Below are 22,859 nucleotides of genomic sequence, written 5' to 3' on the forward strand. Positions count from 1 at the left end.
ACGCCAAGCGCATGCTTGCCGGCACCACACCAAGAACACGGCCGGCGCAGCGGCGTATCGAGCGCGGGCCCGGCATCCCCCGGAGAGACTTCATGGCCTTCAACAAACGCTCCCAGCACATCACGCAAGGCGTGGCGCGCTCCCCCAACCGCTCGATGTACTACGCGCTCGGCTACAAGAAGGAAGACTTCGACAAGCCGATGGTGGGCATCGCCAATGGCCATTCGACGATTACCCCGTGCAATGCCGGCCTGCAGCGCCTGGCCGATGCCGCCGTGGAAGCCGTGCGTGCGTCGGGCGCGAATCCGCAGATCTTCGGCACGCCCACCATCTCAGACGGCATGTCGATGGGCACCGAAGGCATGAAGTATTCGCTGATCTCGCGCGAAGTGATCGCTGACTGCATCGAAACCGCGGCGCAGGGCCAGTGGATGGACGGCGTGGTCGTGATCGGCGGCTGCGACAAGAACATGCCGGGCGGCATGATCGCGCTGGCGCGCACCAACGTGCCGGGCATATACGTGTACGGCGGCACCATCAAGCCGGGCAACTGGAAGGGCAAGGACCTGACCATCGTGTCGTCGTTCGAGGCCGTGGGCGAGTTCACGGCCGGCCGCATGAGCCAGGAAGACTTCGAGGGCGTGGAAAAGAACGCCTGCCCGAGCACCGGCTCGTGCGGCGGGATGTACACGGCCAACACGATGAGTTCGTCGTTCGAGGCGCTGGGCATGTCGCTGCTGTATTCGTCCACCATGGCCAACCCGGACCAGGAAAAGGTCGACAGCGCCGCCGAATCGGCCCGTGTGCTGGTGGAGGCGGTCAAGAAGGACATCAAGCCGCGCGACATCATCACGCGCAAGTCGATCGAAAACGCCGTCACGCTGATCATGGCCACCGGCGGGTCCACCAACGCCGTGCTGCACTACCTGGCCATCGCCCACTCGGCCGAAGTGGAATGGACCATCGACGATTTCGAGCGCATCCGCCGCCGCGTGCCGGTGATCTGCAACCTGAAGCCGTCGGGCGACTACGTGGCCACCGACCTGCATCGGGCCGGCGGCATTCCGCAGGTCATGAAAATCCTGCTGAACGCGGGGCTGCTGCATGGCGACTGCCTGACCATCACGGGCCGCACGCTGGCCGAGGAACTGGAGCACGTACCCGACCACCCGCGCGCCGACCAGGACGTGATCATGCCGCTCGATCGCGCGCTCTACAAGCAGGGCCACCTGGCCATCCTGAAGGGCAACCTGGCCGAGGAAGGCGCCGTGGCCAAGATCACCGGGCTCAAGAACCCGGTCATCACCGGCCCGGCACGCGTGTTCGAGGACGAACAGAGCGCGATGGAGGCCATCCTGGGCGACAAGATCAATGCCGGCGATGTCCTTGTGTTGCGCTACCTGGGCCCCAAGGGCGGCCCGGGCATGCCGGAAATGCTGGCGCCCACTTCGGCCATCATCGGCAAGGGGCTGGGCGAATCGGTGGGATTTATTACCGACGGCCGCTTTTCCGGCGGCACCTGGGGCATGGTGGTCGGCCACGTGGCACCGGAAGCCTACGTCGGCGGCACCATCGCGCTGGTGCAGGAAGGCGATTCGATCACGATCGACGCGCACCAGCTGGTGTTGCAGCTGAATGTGCCGGACGACGAACTGGCCAGGCGGCGTGCCGCGTGGAAGCAGCCGGCGCCGCGCTATACCCGCGGGGTGCTGGCGAAGTTCTCGAAACTGGCATCGACGGCCAGCAAGGGCGCGGTGACGGACTGAGGCTGAAATACCGCTGACCCGCTCCCCTCTCCCGCACGGCGGGAGAGGGGCTGGGGGAGAGGGCATAGCGGTTCAAATTGCGACTTGTCGTGTATTGAACCGCCCGCCCTCTCCCCCGCCCCTCTCCCATCAATGGGAGAGGGGAGAAAACCGTCTACATCCCCGCCCGGGTCCCGTTCGACCTCCATTGGGAGAGGGGGAGAAAACCGTCTACATCCCGCCCGGGTCCCGTTCGACCTCTATTGGGAGAGGGGAGAAAACCGTCTACATCCCGCCCGGGTCGCGTTCGATCTCTTCCAGCGTGGCGTCGAGCCACTCCACCAGGCGGGCCTCCAGCGCCTGCGTCAGTTCGCTGGCCAACTGGGCCGTTAGCGGCGCCAGGCGCGACTGCAGCGTGGCCTCGGTATGGGCTTCCACCACCTGCGGCCATTCGGTCCGGAAGCGCATCATCACGCGCGTCAGCAGTTCGGTGCGCACGGCGCGCAGGTCGTCCTCGCCGGGCAGGAAGGCCGCAGCGTCCACCATCGGCGGCTGCGTGTCCGCAGCCGTGGCGGCGTCGGCCAGCGAATCGGTGTCGCCGACTGCCGTGACCACGCCAGACTCGGGCATGTCGGCGGTATCGATGACCGTGGCGCCGGGCCGTGCGGCCATTGGCTGCAACGCCGGCTGATCCAGCGGCTGCGTGGGCGCCTCGAACGCCGCGTCTGGCAATTCGACGATCTCGGTCAGCAACGGCACGCTGTCATTGGGCCCCAGCCGCGGAATCACCCGCGATGTCGTGCGTTCGCTCATGCCGATTCTCCTTTGGCCTGCCCGATGTCATGGTGCGTGAGCGGATACCCGCGCTCACGATAGAAACGATAGCGATCACGGCCGGCGTCGCGGGCGTCGGGGGTGGCGCCCACCACCTCGATCATCCGCTCGAAGCTGGCGAACTGCGCCGGGGCTTCCGGCGCGATATTCACCAGCAGCTGATGGTGCGGCACCTGATCCAGCGTGGCGGCCAGGATGATCGGCGTCACCGCCGCATTGGGGCTGTCCAGCCCGCAATGCGGCAGGAAGTCGAGCGGCGAGAACGACCACAGCCGCGCGTCAAGCTGCGCCAGCTGCTGCGGGGCGCCGAACACCACCACCTTCTGCCCTGCCCCATAGGCCTTGCGGACCAGGCGGCAGACGTAGGCCAGCGTATCCGGCACGTTGCTGTGGAAGTCGATGCGCGTCATCCTGTGCTGCCTTCGATTGGCCGGTTACCCGGCACGGTCCATCAGGAACTGCGTCAGCAGGGGCACCGGACGGCCCGTCGCCCCCTTGGCCGCGCCGCTCTTCCAGGCGGTGCCTGCGATATCGAGGTGGGCCCAGTCGTACTTCTCGGTGTAACGCGCCAGGAAGCACGCCGCCGTGACGCTGCCAGCCGGGCGGCCGCCGATATTGGCCATGTCGGCAAAGTTCGACTTGAGCTGGTCCTGGTAGTCATCGTCCAGCGGCAGGCGCCAGGCGGTGTCCATGGCCTTGCGGCCGGCGTTCAGCAGCTGGTCGGCCAGCACGTCGCTGCGCGCGTACAGGCCGCTGTTCACATGGCCCAGCGCAATGATGCAGGCGCCGGTCAGCGTAGCCACGTCCACCACGGCGGCCGGCTTGAAACGCTCCACATAGGTCAGCGCGTCGCACAGGATCAGGCGGCCTTCGGCGTCCGTGTTCAGGATCTCGATGGTCTGGCCCGACATGCTGACCACCACGTCGCCCGGCTTGGTGGCATTGCCGGCCGGCATGTTCTCGCAGGTGGGCACCACGGCGATCACGTTCAGCTTCAGGCCCATCTCGGCCACGGCCTGGATGGTGCCCAGCACCGACGCGGCGCCGCACATGTCGTACTTCATTTCGTCCATGCCCTCGCCCGGCTTCAGCGAGATGCCGCCGGTGTCGAACGTGATGCCCTTGCCCACCAGCACCACCGGCGCGGCCTTGGCGCTGGCGCCGTCATAGCGCAGCACGATGAACTGCGGCGGCTCCACGCTGCCCTTGGTCACGGCCAGGAAGGCGCCCATGTTCAGCGCCTCGATCTGCTTGCGGCCCAGGATTTCCACCTTGAGCTTGTGCTTCTTGGCGATGCCGCGGGCGGTGTTGGCCAGGTAGGTCGGCGTGCAGATGTTCGACGGCAGGTTGCCGAGGTCGCGGGTCAGTTCCATGCCGTTGGCGATGGCCGTGCCGCGCACCACGGCCTGGGTGGCGGCCTTGGCATCGGCCCCGTCCACGGCCAGCACGATCTTGCGCAGCGTGGGCTTGTCGGCCGCGCCGGCGCCCTTGGCCGCGCGCTTGAGTTCGGGGTGGCGCTCCAGCAGGCGATAGCCGGCTTCGCGCACGATGCTGATCGTGGTGATCACGGCCCAGGCCACGTCGCGCTGCTGCGGCACCTGTTGTGCCAGGCACCACAGTGCCGATGCGGCACGCGTGCCGCCCAGCGCACGCATGGCCGTGCGCACGGCCTCGGCAAAGGCCTTGTCGGTAAATTCGACTTCCTTGCCCAGGCCCACCAGCAGCACGCGGGCCGCGCCGATGCCGGCCACTTCGTGCAACATCAGATGGCTGCCGCGCTTGCCCTCGAAATCGCCCTGCTTGACCAGGCGCGCCACCAGCCCCTTGGTGGCCACGTCCAACGCCTTGCCCACACCGGCAAGATTCTGGCCCTCGAACAGGCCTACCACCAGGCAGTCGGTCTTGGTGGCCAGGAAACCATTTTGGCCGGCTTTGCTCAGATCCAGGGCTTTTGTGCTAAATTCCATCGCGCTTCCTTCCAGGGGCTCGTCGAAAAGAAAGCCCCCATTATCCGCGATTTTCATCCGCGATCTGCCGCCGCCGATCCTGCAAGCTGACAGCCCGCGGTCCTGCCAGTCCCTCGGCCCCCGGCATATCGCCCGCGCCGGCCGGAAGCCGGAAGCGATTCACGCATGATTTTTCAACAAGCCCTGCGACGCGAGCTCGCCTACACCGCCGGTGCGGTGTTCCTGGTGATGCTGACGTTCATGCTGACGTCGCTCGTGATCCGCATCCTGGGCATGGCCGCCAACGGCAAGGCCAGCCCCAACGACGTGCTGATGCTGATCGGCCTGGCCACCATTGGCTACCTGTCGATCCTGCTGTCGGCCACGCTGTTCATCTCGACCCTGATCGTCCTGACGCGCTGGTACAAGGACTCGGAGATGGTGGTGTGGTTCTCGGCCGGCATTTCGCTGCGCGACCTGGTCAAGCCGGTGCTGCAGTTCGCCACGCCGTTCTTCATCATGGCGCTGCTGCTGGGCACCTTCGCCTGGCCGTGGGCCAACCAGCAGAGCGCGCTGTTCCGCGACCGCTTCCAGCAGCGCGGCGTGCTGTCGATGATCGCCTCCGGGCGCTTCATCGAGCCCGCCAACGGTAACTACGTGCTGTTCATCGAGGGCATCGACGCCGACATGAAGCACGCCCGTAACGTGTTTGTTGCAAATTCGGAGGCTGGCAAGATCGGGGTCGCGCTGTCGCACCAGGGCCAGTTCGAAACCCAGCCCAACGGTGACCGCCTGGTGGTCATGGAGCATGGCCGCCGCTACGCCGGCATCCCGGGTCAGCTTAACTATCGGATCATCGAATTCGATAAATACGCCGTCAGGGTCGACAACAAGCCGCCCGAGACCGAAGCCGACCAGCCGGCCAAGAGCCGGGACACGATCGACCTGCTGCGCAATCCCACGCGTGAAAACCTCGGCGAACTGCTGTGGCGCGTGTCGCTGCCGATCCTGGCCTTCAACTTCGTGATGATCGCCATCCCGCTGGCCTATGTGAACCCGCGCCTGGGTCGCTATACGCCGCTGGTGTTCGCCGTGCTGATCTACCTGACGTACAGCAACATGATCAACCTGGCCCAGGCCTGGGTGCGCTCGGGGTCGCTCTCGTTCTGGACGGCGCTGGTTCCGATCCACGTCTTCGTGTTCCTTTGCGCGCTGCTGATGTTCCGCTACCGTGCAAACCGCAGCCTGGGCGGCTGGCGGGCGGTGTTCGGCCTGCACCGGCTCGGCAAACGGGCCAATGGCACGAACGGCAAGACCGGCGGGGGCAAGGCATGAGGATCCTGGCCGTCTATGAGCGTTATTTCGCGCGACTGATCTACGGGGTCTTCTCGTTCATCCTGTTTGCGGTGCTGGCGCTGTTCATCTTCTTCGACATGCTCAGCGAACTGGAGAGCGTGCAGGGGAAATACACGTCGATGGTGGCGTTCTTCCACGTCATGCTGCAAGCGCCGACGCGGATCTACGAGGTGCTGCCGATCGCGGTGCTGATCAGCGCCATCTACGTGTTCTCGCAGCTGGCCAGCCAGTCCGAGTACACGATCTTCCGCGTGGCCGGCCTGAACACGCGCCAGGCGCTGTTCTCGCTGTTCAAGCTGGCCGTGCCGCTGGCGGTGGTCACCTTCGTGTTCGGGGAATTCATCGGCCCAGCCGCCGAGCAGTACGCGCAGAAGATCAAGCTGGAGGCGATTGGCGCCACGGTGTCGTCGGGCTTCCGGTCGGGTGTCTGGGTAAAGGACCGCGATCGCGACGCAGCGGGTGGCGGCGAGATCACCCGTTTTGTCAATGTCCAGGGCCTGAAGGCGGATCAGACCATCAACGGCATCACGATCTACGAGTTCGACCGCGACTATCGCCTGCGCGTGATCCGCGTGGCCAAGGAAGGCCGGTACCAGGGCGGCCAGCAATGGCAGCTCAACGACGTCAACGAGACCCGTTTCGCCGAACTGCGCGATCTTCCGGCAGGCCAGGCCGCCCAGCCGGCCCGACCGGCGCAAGCCGGCCAGCCCGCCGCCAAGCGCGACGCACTGGCGCCCGACTTCCGCGCCGAGCAGGCACTGTTCCCGAACATGGTGATGCATTCCGAATTGACCCCGCAGATCCTGTCGGTGCTGCTGGTCACGCCGGAGCGGATGTCGACGCTGGACCTGTTCCGCTATATCCGCCACCTGCGCGACAACAAGCAGGACACGCAGCGATACGAGATCGCGTTCTGGAAGAAGGTGGTCTATCCGCTGACGCTGTTCGTGATGGTGGCGCTGGCCCTGCCGTTCGCCTACCTGCATGCACGGGCCGGCGCGGTGGGCGTGAAGGTGTTCGGCGGCATCATGCTGGGCCTGTCGTTCCACCTGGCCAATACGCTGTTCTCGCACGTGGGCCTGCTGCACACATGGCCGCCGATCGTCTCGGCGCTGGTGCCGGGCACGCTGTACCTGACCATCGCACTGACATCGTTGCGGTGGGTGGATCGGCACTGACGATGGCTGCATCGAAACCCGCCATCGTCCTGTTCGGCCACGGCGCCCGCGACGCCCGCTGGCGCGAGCCGTTCGACCGGCTGCACGGCAAGCTCGTGGCGTTGCTGCCCGATTGTGCGGTCCGGCTGGCCTTTCTGGAACTGATGGCGCCGTCGCTGGCGGAAGCCATCGATGAGCTGGCCGGAACTGGCGTCAATGAGATCACCGTGGTGCCGGTGTTCTTTGGCCAGGGTGGTCATCTGCGGCGCGATTTCCCGGTGCTGATCGAGGAATGCCGGGCGAAGTATCCGGGCGTGACGATTCAGGCCGCCACGGCCGTGGGCGAGGTGGATGGCGTGCTGGATGCCATCGCGGCATATTGCGCGCTGGCCCTCTCCCCCAGCCCCTCTCCCGCAAGCGGGCGAGGGGAGCAGACCGGCAGTGTTTGAGCGGCTGCGAGCCAGTCCCCTCTCCCGCTGTCGGCGAGGGGAGCAAACCGGCAGTGTTTGAACCGCTGTGAACCGGTCCCCTCTCCCGCTGTCGGCGAGGGGAGCAGACCGGCAGTGTTTGAGCGGCCGTGAGCCGGTCCTCTCTCCCGCTGTCGGCGAGGGGAGCAGACCGGCAGTGTTTGAGCGGCTGCGAGCCAGTCCCCTCTCCCGCTGTCGGCGAGGGAAGCAAACCCGCAGTGTTTGAGCGGCCGTGAGCCGGTCCCCTCTCCCGCTTGCGGGAGAGGGTTAGGGAGAGGGCCAGCGGTTCAAAATGCGAAAAGGCCAGAGCTCACACTCTGGCCTTTTCGCATTTCCACAGGCTACCGGATCACGCCGCCCGCTCGCCCTTTGCGTGTGCTTCGACATGCTCGGTTGCGCGGGTGCCCAACGCCTCGCCAATCATCAGCAGGCTCGGCTGCACCGGGTCCATCCAGCGCGCCGCCTCGCCTGCAGCCATCTGGCGCAGCGTGAACTGCCGGCTGCGCTGATTGGGCGTGGTTGCGGCCTCCACCACCCAGGCGGGCGTGGATGCCGGCTTGCCGCGCGCCATCAGTTGCGCGGCAATATTGGCGGCCTGGTCGCGGCCCATGTAATAGACGATGGTATCGGCCTTGACGTCAGCCTCGACGTCCACGGCATCGGCCGCCTTGGCCTGCGTGGCAAACGCCACGCTGCGCGACACGCCGCGTTTGGTCAGCGGCCGGGCAATGGCGCTGGCGGCCGCCAGGGCAGCGGTAATGCCGGGCACCACCTCATATTCGATGCCGGCCGCTTCCAGCGCCTGCAGTTCCTCGTCGGCACGGCCGAACAGCATCGGATCGCCGCCCTTGAGGCGCACCACCCGCTCGTACTTGGTGGCCAGATCGACAATCTGACGGTTGATGAACAACTGCGCGGTCGACCGCTGGCCGCATCGCTTGCCCACCTCGATCAGCTCGGCCTGGGGACACCAGGCCAGCATCTCCGGCGACACCAGCGCGTCGTGCAGCACGACCTGGGCTTCGCCCAGCAGCCGTGCACCCCGCACCGTAATGAGGTCTGCCGCACCGGGGCCTGCACCAATCAGGTACACCTTTCCGGTCGACGTTGCCTTCTGTGCGTTCATCTCTGCCACCGTTATCCGATCTGTCCAGCGTGGACGATATCAGGCAAACGCACGGATCATGCCCGCCGCCACCGTATGGTTGGTGGCTTCGTCGATCAGCACGAATGCACCCGTCGCGGGGTTGTCGCCGTAGGTGTCGCAGACGATCGGCTTCTGCAGCGAGATCTGCACCGAACCGATGTCGTTGAGGTTGATCTCGTGGCGGCCGGTCTCGTGCGACAGCGTGTGCACGTCCAGCACGCGATCCACCGTTGACACGCGGGCGAACACGCTGGCCGTGGTGTGCTTGAGCACGTACTTGCGCGACGGATTCAGCGATTCGTCGTCGAACCAGCACAGGTCGGCCGTCAGCTTTTTGGCCGAAGCGGCCGTGGCGTCGGCGGCGACGAACATGTCACCCCGCGATACATCCACGTCCTCCGACAGGCGCACGGTCACCGTGTCGCCGGCGTTGGCGGCGTCGGCCGAGCCATTCGGCGTCAGCACCTCGGCCACCACGGCTTCGCGATTGGCGGGCAACACGCGCAGCTTCTGGCCCACGCGCACCGTACCCGCTTCCACGCGGCCGGCGTAGCCACGGAAATCGTCGGCGGCCGAGCCATCCTGGCGCACCACCAGCTGCACCGGGAAGCGCAGCGCAGCGTCGCCCTCGGGGGCTACGTCTTCCACCGGCAGGGCTTCCAGCAGCGGCAGCAGCGGCTCGCCCTGGTACCACGGCATGGCGTCGCTGGCGTGGACGATGTTGTCGCCCCGCAGCGCCGACACCGGCACATAAGTCACATCCTTCAGGCCCAGCTGCCCGGCCAGCGCGGTATAGGCCGTGCGGATTTCGTTGAAACGCTGCTCGCTGTATTCGACCAGGTCCATCTTGTTCACGGCCACGATCACGTGCTGCAGTTCCAGCAGCTTCAGGATCGCCGAATGGCGCTTGGTCTGGGCCAGCAGTTCGGCACGGCCGTCGGTCACCGTGACGCGCGTGGCGTCCACCAGCACGATGGCGGCGTGGGCCGTCGAGGCGCCCGTGACCATGTTGCGCGTGTACTGCTCATGGCCCGGCGTGTCGGCGATGATGAACTTGCGGCGCGCGGTCGAGAAGTAGCGGTATGCCACATCGATCGTGATGCCCTGCTCGCGCTCGGCCTCCAGGCCGTCGGTCAGCAGCGAGAAATCGATCTCCTCGCCGGCGGTGCGCTTGTTCTTGGCATTGGCCAGCGCGGTCAGCTGGTCGGACAGCACGGCCTTGCTGTCGAACAGCAGGCGGCCAATCAGCGTGCTCTTGCCGTCATCGACGGAACCCGCAGTGATGAAACGCAGCAGGCCTTGGTGTTGGGATTGGTGAGACATTCGAGAAATCCTTTTCTTTCGCCTCACGCCGCTTGGTCCGGCGCATAGACGGGATACAGCGCTAGGCGCGCGAGGGCGACGTGTACATTGGTACACGAGCACTCGCGCAACGACGCGATGTGCCCGTATATGCGTCCGGTGTCAGAAATAGCCTTCCTTCTTGCGGCGTTCCATCGACGCTTCGCTCGTCTGGTCGTCCATGCGCGTGGCGCCGCGCTCGGTGATCTCGGTCACCGCGGTCTCGGCGATGATCTCCACCGGCGATGCCGCAACGCTGGCCACCGGGCAGGTGCAGCTGATGTCGCCCACGGTACGGAAGCGGACCGACAGCACTTCGCTGACATCGCCGTCCTGCTTCGGCGTGATCGGCGTGACCGGCACCAGCAGGCCGTTCTTGCGCACCACTTCGCGCTGGTGCGCGTAGTAGATCGGCGGCAGAGCCAGATTCTCGCGGGCGATGTACTGCCACACGTCAAGCTCGGTCCAGTTCGAGATCGGGAACACGCGCATCTGCTCGCCCTGCGCCATGCGGGCGTTGTACAGGCTCCACAGTTCCGGGCGCTGGGCCTTCGGGTCCCACTGGCCGAATTCGTCGCGGAACGAGAAGATGCGCTCCTTGGCGCGGGCCTTCTCTTCGTCGCGGCGGGCGCCGCCCATCAGCGCGTCGAACTTGTGCGCCTCGATGGTTTCCAGCAGCGTCACCGCCTGCGCGGCGTTGCGCGAGTCGGTTTCCTTGCGCAGGCGCACGGTGCCGCGCTTGATCGAATCTTCCACATGGCCCACCACCAGGCGCGCGCCCAGTTCGGCCACGCGCTGGTCGCGGAAGGTGATCACTTCCGGATAGTTGTGGCCGGTGTCGATATGCACCAGCGGGAACGGCAGTTCCACCTTGCGGTCGCCCAGCCGGAAGGCCTTCAGCGCCAGGTGCAGCATGACGATCGAATCCTTGCCGCCCGAGAACAGCAGCGCCGGGTTGCGGCATTCGGCCACCACCTCGCGGATGATGTAGATCGACTCGGCTTCGAGCCGGTCGAGGTGGTCGTTCTGGACCTGCAGCAGATGTTCCACGTTGGCGGCCACGCCTGCGTCTGCGATGTCGTTCATGATGCCCATGTCGTTCTGGCCTCTACTAATGCTGTTCAGTGCTTGATGTTCTGTTCGTGGAGCCCGCACGCTTTCGAATCCTTGCGGTTGCCTCCGGCCGGTCTTCGACCTTAACTTTGCTGCGCAAAGTTAGCCTTCGCCGAAACCGGGGCGGAACGCAGATTGCCTTCGTGCAGTCCGCATTCCTTTGTGTCCCGGCTTTCCCACCACCACCGGCCCGCGCGCACATCCTCGCCGGCCTTGACTGCCCGCGTACACGGCTCGCAGCCAATGCTGGGGTAGCCCTTGGCGTGCAGCGCGTTGACCGGCACGTTGTGGCGCGTCAGGTAGGCCCACACTTCGGCTTCGGTCCAGTCCGCCAGCGGATTGAACTTCGGAATGCCGCGCGCATCGTCCATTTCCTCGAACGGCAGCTCGGCACGCGTCACGGCCTGTTCGCGGCGCTGGCCGGTCATCCAGGCATCGGCGTGGGACAGCGCGCGGTTCAGGGGCTCCACCTTGCGGATGCCGCAGCAGCTCTTGCGCAGGTCCACGCTGTCGTAGAACGCGTTCAGGCCGTGGTTGCGCAGGTAGTTGTCCACCGCGTCCTGGTCGGGCGTGAACTGCTCGATCGAGTAGCCATAGTGGTCCTTCACCTGGTCCAGCACCGCCAGCGTCTCGGCGTGCAGGCGGCCCGTGTTCAGCGTGAACACGCGGATGCCGGCGCGCACCGCTTCGCCGCCGCGCAGGATCGCGTCGGTCAGCACCATGTCCTCGGCGGCCAGGCTCGTGGCAAAGCGCGCGCGGAAGAACCGGGCGGCGATGCCCGACAGGCGCTCGGCCAGCTCGCGCTCCTTGGCCTCCAGCGCCTCGATCGAACCCGTGTACGCCGGCTTCGTCCACAGCGCGGGGGGGCGCAGCGGCGAGGCCGATGCCGATGCCGACGCATCGACCACGGGGATCTCGGAAATCACGGAACTCATGCGGCGCCCCGTGCCGTTGCGTCGGTCACGTCAGCACGTGCGCGGCGGAACAGCGGCAGCGGCTCGTCCACCGACGCCTGGTAGGCCACGGTGAACTCGGTAAAGCCCTTGATCGCGTCCTCGATGTTCTTGTCCGCACGCACGGCGAACGTGTCGAAGCCGCACCGCTTCATGAAGTTCAGCTGGTCGCGCAGCACGTCGCCGACGGCGCGCAGCTGGCCGGCCCAGTGGTAGCGCGTGCGCAGCAGGTAGGCCGACGAGAAGCCGCGGCCATCGCGGAACACCGGGAAATCGACGGCAATGGCCGACACGCGGTCGAACAGCGCCTCGGCATCGCCCGGTTCGTCTTCCGGCGCCAGCCACACGCCGGTGATGGCCTTGTCGCGGCCGGCCAGCAGCGCCGCGTGGGCCTTCCACACCGACAGCGGGAACAGCACGGCGTCGGTGCCCTGCGCCACGGCGGCGACATGCGCCTCGTCCAGCGGCTGTGCTTCGGTGGCGCGCAGCACGGTCCAGTTGTCTTCGACGATCACGGGACGGAATTGGCCAGCGTCGTCGCGTTGCAGTTGAATGATCTTTGCCATGTTCAATCTCTCTCGTTCGTCAGGCTTCGGCGCGCTCTTCACGCTGCTTGTCGGCGTACACGCGCTCCTTGAACGGGGCGATGCCGATACGGGCAAACGTTTCGATGAAGCGCTCGTCGCCGGCACGGTTGGCCACGAACGTGTCGATGATGCGGGTCACCACCTCGGGCATTTCCTCGGCGCTGAACGACGGGCCGATGACCTTGCCGATCGCCGAGTCATTGCCCTGGGCGCCACCCAGCGTCACCTGGTACCACTCGGAACCGTCCTTGTCGACGCCGAGCACGCCGATGTTGCCCACATGGTGGTGGCCGCAGGCGTTGATGCAGCCGGAGATGTTCAGCGAGATTTCGCCCAGGTCATGGACATAGTCCAGGTCGTCGAAGCGTTCCTGGATGGCCAGCGCGATCGGAATCGACTTGGCATTGGCCAGCGAGCAGAAGTCACCGCCCGGGCAGGCGATGATGTCGGTCAGCAGGCCGATATTGGCCGTGGCCAGACCGGCCTTCTTCGCCTCTTCCCACAGCGCGAACAGGTCGCGCTTCTTCACGTCCGGCAGCACCAGGTTCTGCTCGTGCGCCACGCGCAGTTCGCCAAAACCGTAGCGATCGGCAAAGTCGGCCACCGCATCCATCTGCTCGGCCGTGGCGTCGCCCGGGGGCGACGCGGGGCCCGGCTTGGTCGACAGCGTGACCGAAGCGTAGCCCGGCACGCGGTGCGCGCGCACGTTGCGGCTGACCCAGCGGGAGAATGCCTTGTTCTCCAGCAGGTGCTTTTCGAACGAAGCGTCGGTGTCGGCCAGCTTCTCGTAGGCGGGCGGCGCGAAGTACTGCGCCACGCGGTCGAACTCGGCCTGCGTCAGCGTGCCCGGGCCGTCCTTGCTGAACTTCCACTCTTCTTCCACTTCGGCGGCGAACTTGTCGGCGCCGATGGCCTTCACCAGGATCTTGATGCGGGCCTTGTACTTGTTGTCGCGACGACCGTAGCGGTTGTACACGCGGATGGCCGACTCCACGTAGGTCAGCATGTGCTGCCACGGCAGGTCTTCCTTGATGATCGTGCCCAGGATCGGCGTACGGCCCAGGCCGCCACCGGCCAGGATGCGCAGGCGCGTTTCGCCCTGTGCGTTCTTGTACGCATAGATGCCGATGTCGTGCATCTGCACCACGGCGCGGTCGTCCTGGCTGGCCGAGATCGCGATCTTGAACTTGCGCGGCAGGAACGCGAATTCCGGCTGGAACGTGCTCCACTGGCGCAGCAGTTCGGCCAGCACGCGCGGGTCCACCGATTCGTCCGGCGCCACGCCGGCAAACTGGTCGGTGGTGATGTTGCGCACGCAGTTGCCCGACGTCTGGATGCCGTGCATTTCCACGCTGGCCAGGTCTGCCAGCACGTCGGGCACCCGCTCCAGGTCCATCCAGTTGTACTGGATGTTCTGGCGCGTGGAGAAATGGCCATAGCCTCGGTCGTACTTGCGGGCGATGTGGCCCAGCATGCGCAGTTGCTTCGAGGCCAGCAGGCCGTACGGAATGGCCACGCGCAGCATGTACGCGTGACGCTGCATGTACAGGCCGTTCTGCAGGCGCAGCGGCAGGAATTCTTCCTCGGTCAGCTCGCCCGACAGGCGGCGGCGCACCTGGTCGCGGAATTGCGCGACACGTTCCTGGACGATGCGCTGGTCGTATTGATCGTACTGATACATGGTGTGGGTCCGTTCAGTATTCGTTGAATGCTTAGGAAACGAGCTTGATGGCCACCAGCGTCAGCGTGGTAGCCAGTGCGGCGCGCACGAGCCGTTCGGGCAGTGCCCGCGACAGTTGCGCACCGAGCCAGATGCCGGGGATCGACCCCACCAGCAGCGCCAGCAACAAATTCCAGTCGACAGTGCCAAGCCATACGTGGCCCAGCCCGGCCACGGCCGTGAGCGGCACGGCGTAGGCGATATCGGTACCCGCCACTTCGGCCGGCTTCATATGGGGATACAGCAGCAGGATCAGGGTGGCGCCTACGGCACCCGCGCCAATCGACGACACGGTCACCAGCACGCCAAGCACGGCGCCGACGACCACCGTGGCCACCGCCTGCGCGCGGCCTTCGAGCTGGAAGCGCGGGTTGCGCTCCAGCCACGCCAGCATCTGCTTGCGGCACAGCAGGGACAGCACGGTCAGCAGCACGGAGACCCCGATCGTCACGCGGATGGCGTGCATCCACCGGGCATCGAGCTCACCGGCGCTCTTGAGCACCAGGATGGCGGCCAGCGCGGCGGGCAGGCTGCCCAGGCACAGGCGGCGCACCACGTGCCACTGCACATGGCCGTGGGCGCGGTGGGCGATGGTGCCGAACCCCTTGGTAATGGAAGCGAACGCCAGGTCGGTACCGACCGCCGTGGCCGGCGAAAAGCCGAACAGCAGCGTCAGCAGCGGCGTCATGAGCGAACCCCCGCCTACCCCGGTCAGACCGACCAGGAGGCCTACCAGCAGACCGGATACGGTATAGGCAAGGGACATCGGGGGCTTCTCGACTGCCGCCTGCTTGTCCGGTGGTCCCCGCGCCACCTCTTCAGGCTGGGCGCGGACGCAAGTCGGGCAGGCGAACGTTTAACAAAGTTCGAGAATCGTAATAAACTCGCCTCATATCTCAAACTAATAAGAAGTTGTTTGTTTATACGAGCGAAGTTATATGAATCTTCACCAGTTTCGCTTCGTGCGCGAGGCCGTCCGCCAGAATTTCAACCTCACCGAGGCTGCAAAAGCGCTCTATACATCACAACCTGGCGTTTCCAAGGCGATTATCGAGCTCGAGGAAGAGCTGGGTGTCGATATCTTCACGCGGCATGGCAAGCGGATCCGTAGCCTCACGGAACCGGGCCGCCGCATCCTCTTGTCGGTCGAAAAGATCCTGCAGGAGGTGGAAAGCCTGAAGCGCGTGGGCAAGGACTACGCCGCGCAGGACCAGGGCAACTTCACCATTGCCACGACACATACCCAGGCCCGCTACGCGCTGCCGCGCGTGATCGCCGAGTTCACCAAGCGTTACCCCAAGGTGCGCCTGTCGATCCAGCAGGGCACGCCGGCGCAGATCGCCGACATGATCCTGCATGACCAGGCCGATATCGGTATCGCCACGGAAGGCATCAGCAGCGACAAGAGCCTGGTATCCCTGCCGGGACACCAGTGGCAGCATATGGTGATTACGCCACCTGACCATCCGTTGCTGGAAAAGAAGCACCTGACGCTGGAAGACCTGGCCGGTTATCCGCTGATCACGTACGACGTGAACTTTGCCGGGCGCCCGAAGATCGACAAGGCGTTCGCGCTGCGCCACCTGGAAGCGGACATCGTGCTCGAAGCCATCGACGCCGACGTGATCAAGACCTACGTGGAAGTCGGACTCGGCATCGGCATCGTGGCCGGCCTGGCCTTCGATCCCGAACGCGACCGCAACCTGCGCGGCATCCCCGCCGGCCATCTGTTCGGCACCAATGTGACCCATCTGGCCGTCAAGCAGGGCGCCTACCTGCGCAGCTTCGTCTATACCTTCATCGAACTGTTCTCGCCGACACTGAACCGCAAGCTTGTGGAACAGGCCATGTCCGGCGACCACGAAGCTTACGAACTGTAAGCCCCCCTATATATATGTCAGTATCCGATTCCTTACCCACCCTCCACTGGACCGAGGACGGCGCCGAGCGCAGCGCGCTGTGGCGTTCCGAAGCCGGTCTGCCGCCGCCGAAGCGCGTGGTGATCGCCGACGACCAGACGCCGGCGGACACCGCCTACCGGCTGGCCAGCGAAGGCACGGCCCTGCTCTGGCGCGGCGACTTCCAGAACGCCCGCCAGCTGCTGCAGGCCATGGCGCGGCGCGTGGACCGCAAACCCCAGCGCAAGGCGCGCGCCGCCGCCCAGGCCCCGGCCAGCCTGACCGAGTCGTTCCACAAGCACCGGCTGGCGCAGTCGCAGCGCGCCCGCACGTTGGGCATGCTGCTGCTGCCGTTCGAGGCCGGTCACGTGGTGCCGCTGCGCCGCGCCCCGGACGTCCACGAAGCCTGCGAGCAGGTCTACGGCAAGAGCGACACCCCCTATGTGGCATCGATGCGCGAACTGCTGGGCCTGATCGGCGCCTACGAGTGGCGCAGGAAAGGCGTCGCGATCCCGGTGCTTGGCGAGCGCATCCACCCCTGGTACGGCGTGTTCTCGCCGGTGCGCGGCGAATACATCGAACTGGTCGCGAAGGAACCGCTGCCGACCACGGCGCTGGCCTTCGACATCGGCACCGGTACTGGCGTGCTGGCCGCCCTGCTGGCACAGCGCGGCGTCAGGCGCGTGGTAGGCACCGACCAGGACCCGCGCGCGCTGGGCTGCGCCCGCGAGAACATCGACCGGCTGGGCCTGGCCAAGCAGGTCGAGATCATCGAGGCCGACCTGTTCCCCGAAGGCCGCGCCCCGCTGGTCGTCTGCAACCCGCCCTGGGTGCCGGCACGGCCCAGTTCGCCCATCGAGCACGCCGTGTTCGATCCCGACAGCCGCATGCTGCGCGGCTTTCTGAACGGCCTGGCCGCGCACCTGGAACCGGGCGGCCAGGGCTGGTTGATCCTGTCGGACTTTGCCGAGCATCTGGGCCTGCGTTCGCGCGACGAACTGCTGGGCTGGATCGATGCGGCGGGGCTCAAGGTCCTCGGCCGCTCCGACATCCGGCCGCGGCACCCAAAGGCCACCGATGCCGACGATCCCCTGTTCGCCGCGCGCAAGGCCGAGGTCACGTCGCTGTGGCGGCTGGCCGCGAAGTAAGGGCTCTCGAAACCAGGAAGCACGCATGACTACCGTAGCATTTATCGGCCTGGGCGCGATGGGCGCGCCGATGGCCGGACACCTGATCCGCGCCGGCCATACCGTGCGCGCCTTCGTACGCCGCCCCGAAGCGGCCGACGCCGCGCGCGCGCTGGGCGCCGAACCGTTCTTCACGCCGGCCGAGACGGCACGCGGCGCGGAGGTGGTCTTCACCAACGTGACGTCGTCTGAAGACGTGCGCCAGGTGCTGCTGGGCCCGCAAGGCGTGATCGAAGGCGCCGCGCCCGGCACCATCTGCGTGGACCACAGCACGATTTCACCCATCGTCACACGCGAGATCGCCCAGGCACTGGCCGCCAAAGGCATCGAGGCGCTCGACTGCCCGGTATCGGGCGGCACCATTGGCGCCCAGGCCGCCACGCTGACGATCATGGTCGGCGGCAAGGCCGAGAATCTGGAGAAAGTACGGCCGCTGCTGGAATGCCTGGGCAAGACGATCACCCATATCGGCGATCACGGCGCCGGCCAGGTGGCCAAGCTGTGCAACCAGATTGCCCAGGTGGTCAATATCGAAGGCATTGCCGAGGCGATGCGCTTTGCCGGCGCGCAAGGCGTGGATACGGGCAAGGTCTTCCAGGCGTTGTCCACGGGCTTCGCCGGCAGCCGCATGCTGGACCTGCTGGGTCCGAAGATGGTGTCGCGCGATTTTTCCGCGGGGATCGAATCGCGGCTGCACGCCAAGGACTTTGGCCTGGCCGCCGACATCGCCGGCGAAATCGGCCTGGACCTGCCTGCCATGCGCGCCACGGCCGCGCAACTGGGAGAACTGATGGATCAGGGTTGGGGCAAGGACGATACGTCGTCGCTGCTGAAGGTGCTGGAGCTGAAGAAGCCGCAAGCGTAGGCGCGGGGTGCGGGCTGGCGGACGCCGGTCAGACGCCCGCGATCATCCCCAGCAGCGCACGCGACAACTGGCTGTCGTCCCGCATCAGGTCATCCATCACATTGAAATGATGACGGCCCGGCAGCGCGATATCGTCACGCGCGTTATTCGGCCATGCCGCACGGATCAGCGCGTGCTGGCGCTGATACTCGCTGGATTCCAGCTCGCCCACGGCGGTGATCAGCGGCGCGTCGGTCGCCGGCACCATGAACGCCGGCGACAGGCGCGCCACATCGGCTTCGCTGAGCTGCAGGTCGGCCTGCAGGAAATCGGCGCGGCGCAGCGGCTCCAGATCGTAAAGCCCGCTGATCGACAGCCCGCCCTTGATCAGGTCGATCGGCAGGTCGTCCGCGAACTGCGGCCAGAGCGCGGCCATCAGCATCGTCACCAGGTGCCCGCCGACCGAATGGCCGGCCAGGAAAATGCGGTGGCGGTCGTGGCCAAGCCGGTCGGCCTCGCGATACAGCCACGCCACCGATTGCATGACCTGCCACACGATGGTTTCCACCGTGACCGCCGGACACAGCGCGTAGTTGACCACGGCCACCGACACCCCGCGCCGCGTGGGCACGCTGGCCACAAAGCTGTGGTCGCGCTTGTCCAGCGCCCGGTAGTAACCGCCGTGCAGGAACACCAGCAGCGGCGGCGCATCGTCATCGCGCAGCGACGCCGGGAAGTAATCGAGCGTTTCCGTATCGGCAAGTGGCGAATTCGCATCGCCATAGGCCAGGTTCTCGAAATACGTCACCATGCCGGCCCGCACGAATGCCGAATCCGCCGCCCAGCGCGCCATGTGGACGGCATTGTCCGGCACATTGGCGCGGTTGTTGTAGGCCTGGGCATAGAAGGCGGGGTCTTGCGAGGGCAAGGCCGCCAGCGAGGCGAGGCTGGCGGCAGGCGTGGCATCGAGGGTCGGCTGGGCAGACATGGCTCTCGGCTCCGGTGAAGTCGCGGCGACACGGCATGGGACGGTTGCGCGCTATCCTACCGCAACTGCCAGGGCACCCACTTTTCAGCGAAATTGCGTATGGTCGTCAAGCGCCGGCTGCGCGCCGGCAAGGCTCCACAGCTGGGGCCACCCGATGTCACGCTCGATCAGGCGGCCGGTCAGGACCCGGCGCGCTGTCCGCTGTGCGGACGGCCGCTGCTCGACGACGCCAGCACCGACCTGCACCACCCCGTACCCCGCAGCCGCGGCGGGCGCGCGGTCATCGCCATGCATCGCGTCTGCCATCAGAAGATCCATTCGGTCTTTACCGAAATCGAACTGGCCACGACCTACCACGACTGGGACGCACTGCGCACCCACCCGACGATGGCCGATTTCATCCGCTGGATCGCCCGCAAGCCACCCGGCTTCTATGACCGCAGCCGTACCACCAACGCCCGGCGCGGACGCTAGACGGCCGCCCGGCCGCCCCATCCGACAGGGCGGCCGCTGGTTGTCCGTACTGTGGAATTGCGGCATAATCGGCGGTTCATCAGCGCGCGATGTGGATTTCTGCCCATCGCCCACGCCCATGCCCGGGTGGTGAAACAGGTAGACGCAGGGGACTCAAAATCCCCCGCCGCAAGGCGTGTCGGTTCGAGTCCGACCCCGGGCACCAGATTTTCTGCAGATTCGTCATTCCTGGCACCTTCCGCCAGCGGCTTTCCCCCGCCCTCCCCCCTGTCAGACGTCCTCCACTGGCGGCCACGCAATCGCTTGCTTATGCTTCTTGCCTGCGCCTCCATAACAACGACCGACCATCAGGGAACCGAAGATGCATCGATATATTGCTACGGCGGCCGCCATCGGCTGCGCAACGCTGCTCGCTGGCTGTGCCGGCGCCGACATGAACAGCCTGAGCCAGGCGGGTGGCAGCCTGTTCAGCGCCGCCGCGCTCACCGACGCCAACGTCAAGCAACTGTCTGACCAGTCCTGCGCTGACATGGACAAGAAGAACACGGTCGCCGCGGCGGACAGCACGTACGCAAAACGGCTGGTGAACATCATGAGCGGCCTGCAGAACACCGGGCTGCCGCTCGATGCCAAGGTCTACCTGACCAAGGACGTCAACGCCTGGGCGATGGCCAACGGCTGCGTGCGCGTCTACAGCGGCCTGATGGACCTGATGACCGACGATGAGGTGCGCGGCGTGCTGGGCCACGAAATCGGCCACGTGGCGCTGGGGCACACCAAGAAGGCCATGCAGGTGGCTTATGCCACGGCGGCCGCGCGCGGCGCGCTGGGGTCCACCGGCTACGCCACGCTGACGGCGCTATCGACATCGCAGATCGGCGAACTTGGCGAGACCTTTGTCAACGCGCAATTCTCGCAGCGCCAGGAAAGCGAGGCGGACGACTACTCGTACAACCTGCTGACAAAGAATGGCGCCAACCGGCAGGCGCTGGTCTCCGCTTTCCAGAAGCTGGCCAAGCTCGATGGCGGGCAGTCTGGCCTGCTCAGTTCGCACCCCGGCTCCGACGCGCGGGCAAAGCATATCCAGGACCGGATCAACAGCGGCAAGTAACGCCGCACGGCGGTATCGTGGCGAACACGTTACCCGGGCTGCCGCGCGCAATGTGCGGCAGCCGCTCACGCCCTGCGGGCTCCCCCTGCGCCAGGCTCGCCTCCCCTCCCTTTCTCCCCACTTTCAGACATAGCCGTTTGCTTGATTGCGTTTAATACGCATTCAAAAGCTTTCAGTACGCGCCAACGCGCGCCGTGCGGATAATGCCTCACGCCTGCGGGCCCTCCGCTGGCTTGCCATGAGCCATAGGGAGGCTTGCGCCGCGTCATGGAGTCCGTTTCCGCCCTGCTTGCCGGACAACCGGAGATTGCGCTGTTCCTGGCACTGGCCGTCGGCCATGCGTTGGGCGCGATCCGCTTCGGACCGTTTCAGCTTGACGGCATCTGCGGCACGCTGATTGCATCGCTGATCATTGGCCAGAGCGGTGTGCGGCTGGACAACGACGTCAAGAACGTGGCCTTCGCCGTGTTCATCTTTGCGCTCGGGTTCACGGGCGGACCTCAGTTTTTCGCCAACGTCGCGCGCGAATGGCGGATCGGCGTGCTGTCGCTGGTCGAAGTGTTCGTACTGCTCGCCTTGCTGGCCGTGGCGGTGCCCTTGCTGCATCTGGACCCCGGCACGGCATCGGGGCTGCTGGCCGGCGCGGCCACGGAATCGGCGGTGATCGGCACGGCGTCCGAGGCCATCGCGCGGCTCGGCCTGCCGGCCGATGCCATCCGCGTGCTGCAGACCAATATCGTCACGGCCTACAGCGTGACCTACCTGTTCGGGCTGATCGCGATCGTGCTGTTCACCAGCCAGCTGGCGCCAATCCTGCTGCGTCAGAATCTGCGCGAATCGGCCCACCAGCTCTGGCAGAAGCTGGGCGGGCAGAACGACATGGCCGACAACCAGATGACGGCGCTGCCGATGATCGTGGCGCGCGTACTGCGGGTGGACCATATGGCCGGCAAGACCGTCGTGGAAGCCGAGCACGAAGTGGCGCTCGGTGTCACGATCCGGCGCATTCGCCGCGACGGCAATACCTTTCGTCCCACACCCAAAGAAGTGCTACGCGCCGGGGACATCGTGCTGGCCGTGGGCCGGCGTGACGCGATGGTGCCGTTTGCCGCCGCCCTCGGCCCCGAGATGCCCGAGGAGCCCGGCATGGACGCCGTGGTGCAGGCCGAGCTGTCGGTGCTGCTGACGCGCCGCGAGGTCATCGGCGTGTCGCTGGCGCGGCTGCGCCAGAGCGTGGATGTGGGCATGGGCCGCGGCGTCTATGTGTCGCGCATCACACGCATGCAGCATGCGGTGCCGATCCTGCCCGAGACCGTGCTCGAGCGCGCCGATGTCGTCACGCTGTCCGGCCCCGACGAGGCCGTGCGGCGCGTGGTGCCCGAACTGGGCTATCCGGTCATCCCGACGATCCGCACCGACTTCGTTTTCCTGGGCATCGGCGTGCTGCTTGGCATGCTGATCGGCTCGTGGAGCGTCAAGGTGGGCCAGGCAGACCTGACGCTCGGCGTGGGCGGCGGATGCCTGGTGTCGGGCCTGGCCTTCGGCTGGCTGCGCGCACGGCTGCCGGTGATGGGCTCGCTGCCGGCGCCCGCGGCCGAAATCCTCAAGGACTTCGGGCTGGCCACGTTCATCGCCGCCGTGGGCCTCTCGGCCGGCCCCGACGCGCTGCGGCTGGTGCAGAAGTTCGGCCTGATCCTGCCCGTCGCGGGCGTGCTGATATCGATCATCCCGGCAGCCATCTCACTGTATATCGGTCATCGCTGGCTGAAGCTCGACATGCCGATCCTGCTTGGCGCGGTGGCCGGCCAGCATTGCAGCACCCCCACGATCATGGCGCTCACCAACGCCGCCGGCAACGGCACGCCGGTCATCGGCTACACGATTACCTACGCCATCTCCAACGTCCTGCTGCCATTGCTGGGGCCGATCGCCGTGGCGATGGCCAGCGCGCTGGCCTCGGCACCGCAGTAGCTTTTGTCCGGCTCGCCGCT

The 22,859-nt window shown here is 66.3% G+C and carries 21 protein-coding genes and 1 tRNA gene; 11 read left to right on the top strand and 11 right to left on the bottom strand.

Going from position 1 to position 22,859, the window contains the following annotated elements; genetic code table 11:
- Window positions 1–92 precede the first annotated feature (92 nt).
- Window positions 93–1,766, top strand: a complete 1,674-nt coding sequence (ilvD, locus tag D9X30_RS00180) for a dihydroxy-acid dehydratase (protein ID WP_153947390.1) — start codon at window positions 93–95, stop codon at window positions 1,764–1,766.
- A gap of 264 nt (window positions 1,767–2,030) precedes the next feature.
- On the opposite strand, the gene D9X30_RS00185 is transcribed toward ilvD, so the two are convergent.
- The 3 genes from D9X30_RS00185 to D9X30_RS00195 are packed head-to-tail and all read right to left on the bottom strand — an operon-like array spanning window position 2,031 to window position 4,546.
- On the bottom strand, window positions 2,031–2,558 hold the full coding sequence (locus D9X30_RS00185; RefSeq protein ID WP_153947389.1) for a hypothetical protein: 528 nt from the start codon (window positions 2,556–2,558) through the stop codon (window positions 2,031–2,033).
- On the bottom strand, window positions 2,555–2,989 hold the full coding sequence (locus D9X30_RS00190; protein WP_153947388.1) for a DNA polymerase III subunit chi: 435 nt from the start codon (window positions 2,987–2,989) through the stop codon (window positions 2,555–2,557). Before D9X30_RS00190 ends, D9X30_RS00185 begins: the two co-directional genes overlap by 4 nt.
- 24 nt (window positions 2,990–3,013) lie before the next feature.
- Window positions 3,014–4,546 (bottom strand): leucyl aminopeptidase, encoded by a 1,533-nt coding sequence (locus tag D9X30_RS00195; RefSeq protein WP_153947387.1) that lies wholly within the window; start codon window positions 4,544–4,546, stop codon window positions 3,014–3,016.
- A 165-nt stretch (window positions 4,547–4,711) separates the two neighbouring features.
- Between D9X30_RS00195 and lptF the strand changes: the two genes are divergently transcribed.
- The 3 genes from lptF to D9X30_RS00210 are packed head-to-tail and all read left to right on the top strand — an operon-like array spanning window position 4,712 to window position 7,487.
- Window positions 4,712–5,860 (top strand): LPS export ABC transporter permease LptF, encoded by a 1,149-nt coding sequence (lptF, locus tag D9X30_RS00200; protein WP_153947386.1) that lies wholly within the window; start codon window positions 4,712–4,714, stop codon window positions 5,858–5,860.
- Entirely contained in the window at window positions 5,857–7,059 is a 1,203-nt protein-coding gene (lptG, locus tag D9X30_RS00205) for an LPS export ABC transporter permease LptG (protein WP_153947385.1), read from the top strand. The genes lptF and lptG overlap by 4 nt, the downstream gene beginning before the upstream one ends.
- A 2-nt stretch (window positions 7,060–7,061) precedes the next feature.
- The gene (locus D9X30_RS00210; protein WP_153947384.1) at window positions 7,062–7,487 is read left to right on the top strand and encodes a sirohydrochlorin chelatase; all 426 of its coding nucleotides are present in this window, start codon (window positions 7,062–7,064) and stop codon (window positions 7,485–7,487) included.
- 367 nt (window positions 7,488–7,854) lie between these two features.
- Here D9X30_RS00210 and cobA read toward each other — a convergent pair whose 3' ends face one another.
- From cobA to D9X30_RS00245, 7 genes are all read right to left on the bottom strand, one after another.
- The gene (gene cobA, locus D9X30_RS00215) at window positions 7,855–8,631 is read right to left on the bottom strand and encodes a uroporphyrinogen-III C-methyltransferase (protein WP_092601682.1); all 777 of its coding nucleotides are present in this window, start codon (window positions 8,629–8,631) and stop codon (window positions 7,855–7,857) included.
- Window positions 8,632–8,670: 39 nt separating this feature from the next.
- A complete protein-coding gene (locus tag D9X30_RS00220; RefSeq protein ID WP_153947383.1) occupies window positions 8,671–9,975 on the bottom strand; it encodes a sulfate adenylyltransferase subunit 1 in 1,305 nt (434 codons plus the stop codon).
- 141 nt (window positions 9,976–10,116) lie between these two features.
- Window positions 10,117–11,088 (bottom strand): sulfate adenylyltransferase subunit CysD, encoded by a 972-nt coding sequence (cysD, locus tag D9X30_RS00225; RefSeq protein ID WP_153947382.1) that lies wholly within the window; start codon window positions 11,086–11,088, stop codon window positions 10,117–10,119.
- 101 nt (window positions 11,089–11,189) lie between these two features.
- The gene (locus D9X30_RS00230) at window positions 11,190–12,041 is read right to left on the bottom strand and encodes a phosphoadenylyl-sulfate reductase (RefSeq protein ID WP_153947381.1); all 852 of its coding nucleotides are present in this window, start codon (window positions 12,039–12,041) and stop codon (window positions 11,190–11,192) included.
- On the bottom strand, window positions 12,038–12,625 hold the full coding sequence (locus tag D9X30_RS00235) for a DUF934 domain-containing protein (protein WP_153947380.1): 588 nt from the start codon (window positions 12,623–12,625) through the stop codon (window positions 12,038–12,040). Before D9X30_RS00235 ends, D9X30_RS00230 begins: the two co-directional genes overlap by 4 nt.
- 19 nt (window positions 12,626–12,644) lie before the next feature.
- A complete protein-coding gene (gene nirA, locus D9X30_RS00240) occupies window positions 12,645–14,327 on the bottom strand; it encodes a nitrite reductase NirA (protein ID WP_153947379.1) in 1,683 nt (560 codons plus the stop codon).
- 31 nt (window positions 14,328–14,358) lie between these two features.
- Complete coding sequence (locus D9X30_RS00245) at window positions 14,359–15,132, bottom strand: sulfite exporter TauE/SafE family protein (protein WP_153947378.1); 774 nt, start codon at window positions 15,130–15,132, stop codon at window positions 14,359–14,361.
- A 172-nt stretch (window positions 15,133–15,304) separates the two neighbouring features.
- Between D9X30_RS00245 and D9X30_RS00250 the strand changes: the two genes are divergently transcribed.
- From D9X30_RS00250 to D9X30_RS00260, 3 genes are read left to right on the top strand one after another with little or no spacing between them, the layout of a single operon-like run.
- Window positions 15,305–16,246: a CysB family HTH-type transcriptional regulator gene (locus D9X30_RS00250; protein WP_153947377.1), complete on the top strand. Its 942-nt coding sequence runs from the start codon at window positions 15,305–15,307 to the stop codon at window positions 16,244–16,246.
- A gap of 14 nt (window positions 16,247–16,260) precedes the next feature.
- Window positions 16,261–17,412, top strand: a complete 1,152-nt coding sequence (locus D9X30_RS00255; protein WP_153947376.1) for a methyltransferase — start codon at window positions 16,261–16,263, stop codon at window positions 17,410–17,412.
- 25 nt (window positions 17,413–17,437) lie between these two features.
- On the top strand, window positions 17,438–18,316 hold the full coding sequence (locus D9X30_RS00260) for an NAD(P)-dependent oxidoreductase (protein ID WP_153947375.1): 879 nt from the start codon (window positions 17,438–17,440) through the stop codon (window positions 18,314–18,316).
- Window positions 18,317–18,344: 28 nt separating this feature from the next.
- Here D9X30_RS00260 and D9X30_RS00265 read toward each other — a convergent pair whose 3' ends face one another.
- Window positions 18,345–19,283: an alpha/beta hydrolase gene (locus D9X30_RS00265; protein WP_153947374.1), complete on the bottom strand. Its 939-nt coding sequence runs from the start codon at window positions 19,281–19,283 to the stop codon at window positions 18,345–18,347.
- A 99-nt stretch (window positions 19,284–19,382) separates the two neighbouring features.
- On the opposite strand from D9X30_RS00265, the gene D9X30_RS00270 reads away from it, so the two are divergent.
- From D9X30_RS00270 to aspT, 4 genes are all read left to right on the top strand, one after another.
- Window positions 19,383–19,757, top strand: a complete 375-nt coding sequence (locus tag D9X30_RS00270; RefSeq protein ID WP_153947373.1) for an HNH endonuclease family protein — start codon at window positions 19,383–19,385, stop codon at window positions 19,755–19,757.
- Window positions 19,758–19,877: 120 nt separating this feature from the next.
- Window positions 19,878–19,962 (top strand) — tRNA-Leu (locus D9X30_RS00275).
- A 156-nt stretch (window positions 19,963–20,118) separates the two neighbouring features.
- Window positions 20,119–20,868 carry a metalloprotease LoiP gene (gene loiP, locus D9X30_RS00280; RefSeq protein ID WP_153947372.1) on the top strand — a complete coding sequence of 250 codons (750 nt, stop codon included), beginning with the start codon at window positions 20,119–20,121 and terminating at the stop codon, window positions 20,866–20,868.
- 267 nt (window positions 20,869–21,135) lie between these two features.
- On the top strand, window positions 21,136–22,839 hold the full coding sequence (aspT, locus tag D9X30_RS00285) for an aspartate-alanine antiporter (RefSeq protein ID WP_153947371.1): 1,704 nt from the start codon (window positions 21,136–21,138) through the stop codon (window positions 22,837–22,839).
- The last annotated feature ends 20 nt before the right edge of the window (window positions 22,840–22,859 follow it).

It is taken from the genome of Cupriavidus sp. U2 (genome assembly GCF_009663685.2).
GTDB classification, from domain to species: domain Bacteria; phylum Pseudomonadota; class Gammaproteobacteria; order Burkholderiales; family Burkholderiaceae; genus Cupriavidus; species Cupriavidus necator_C.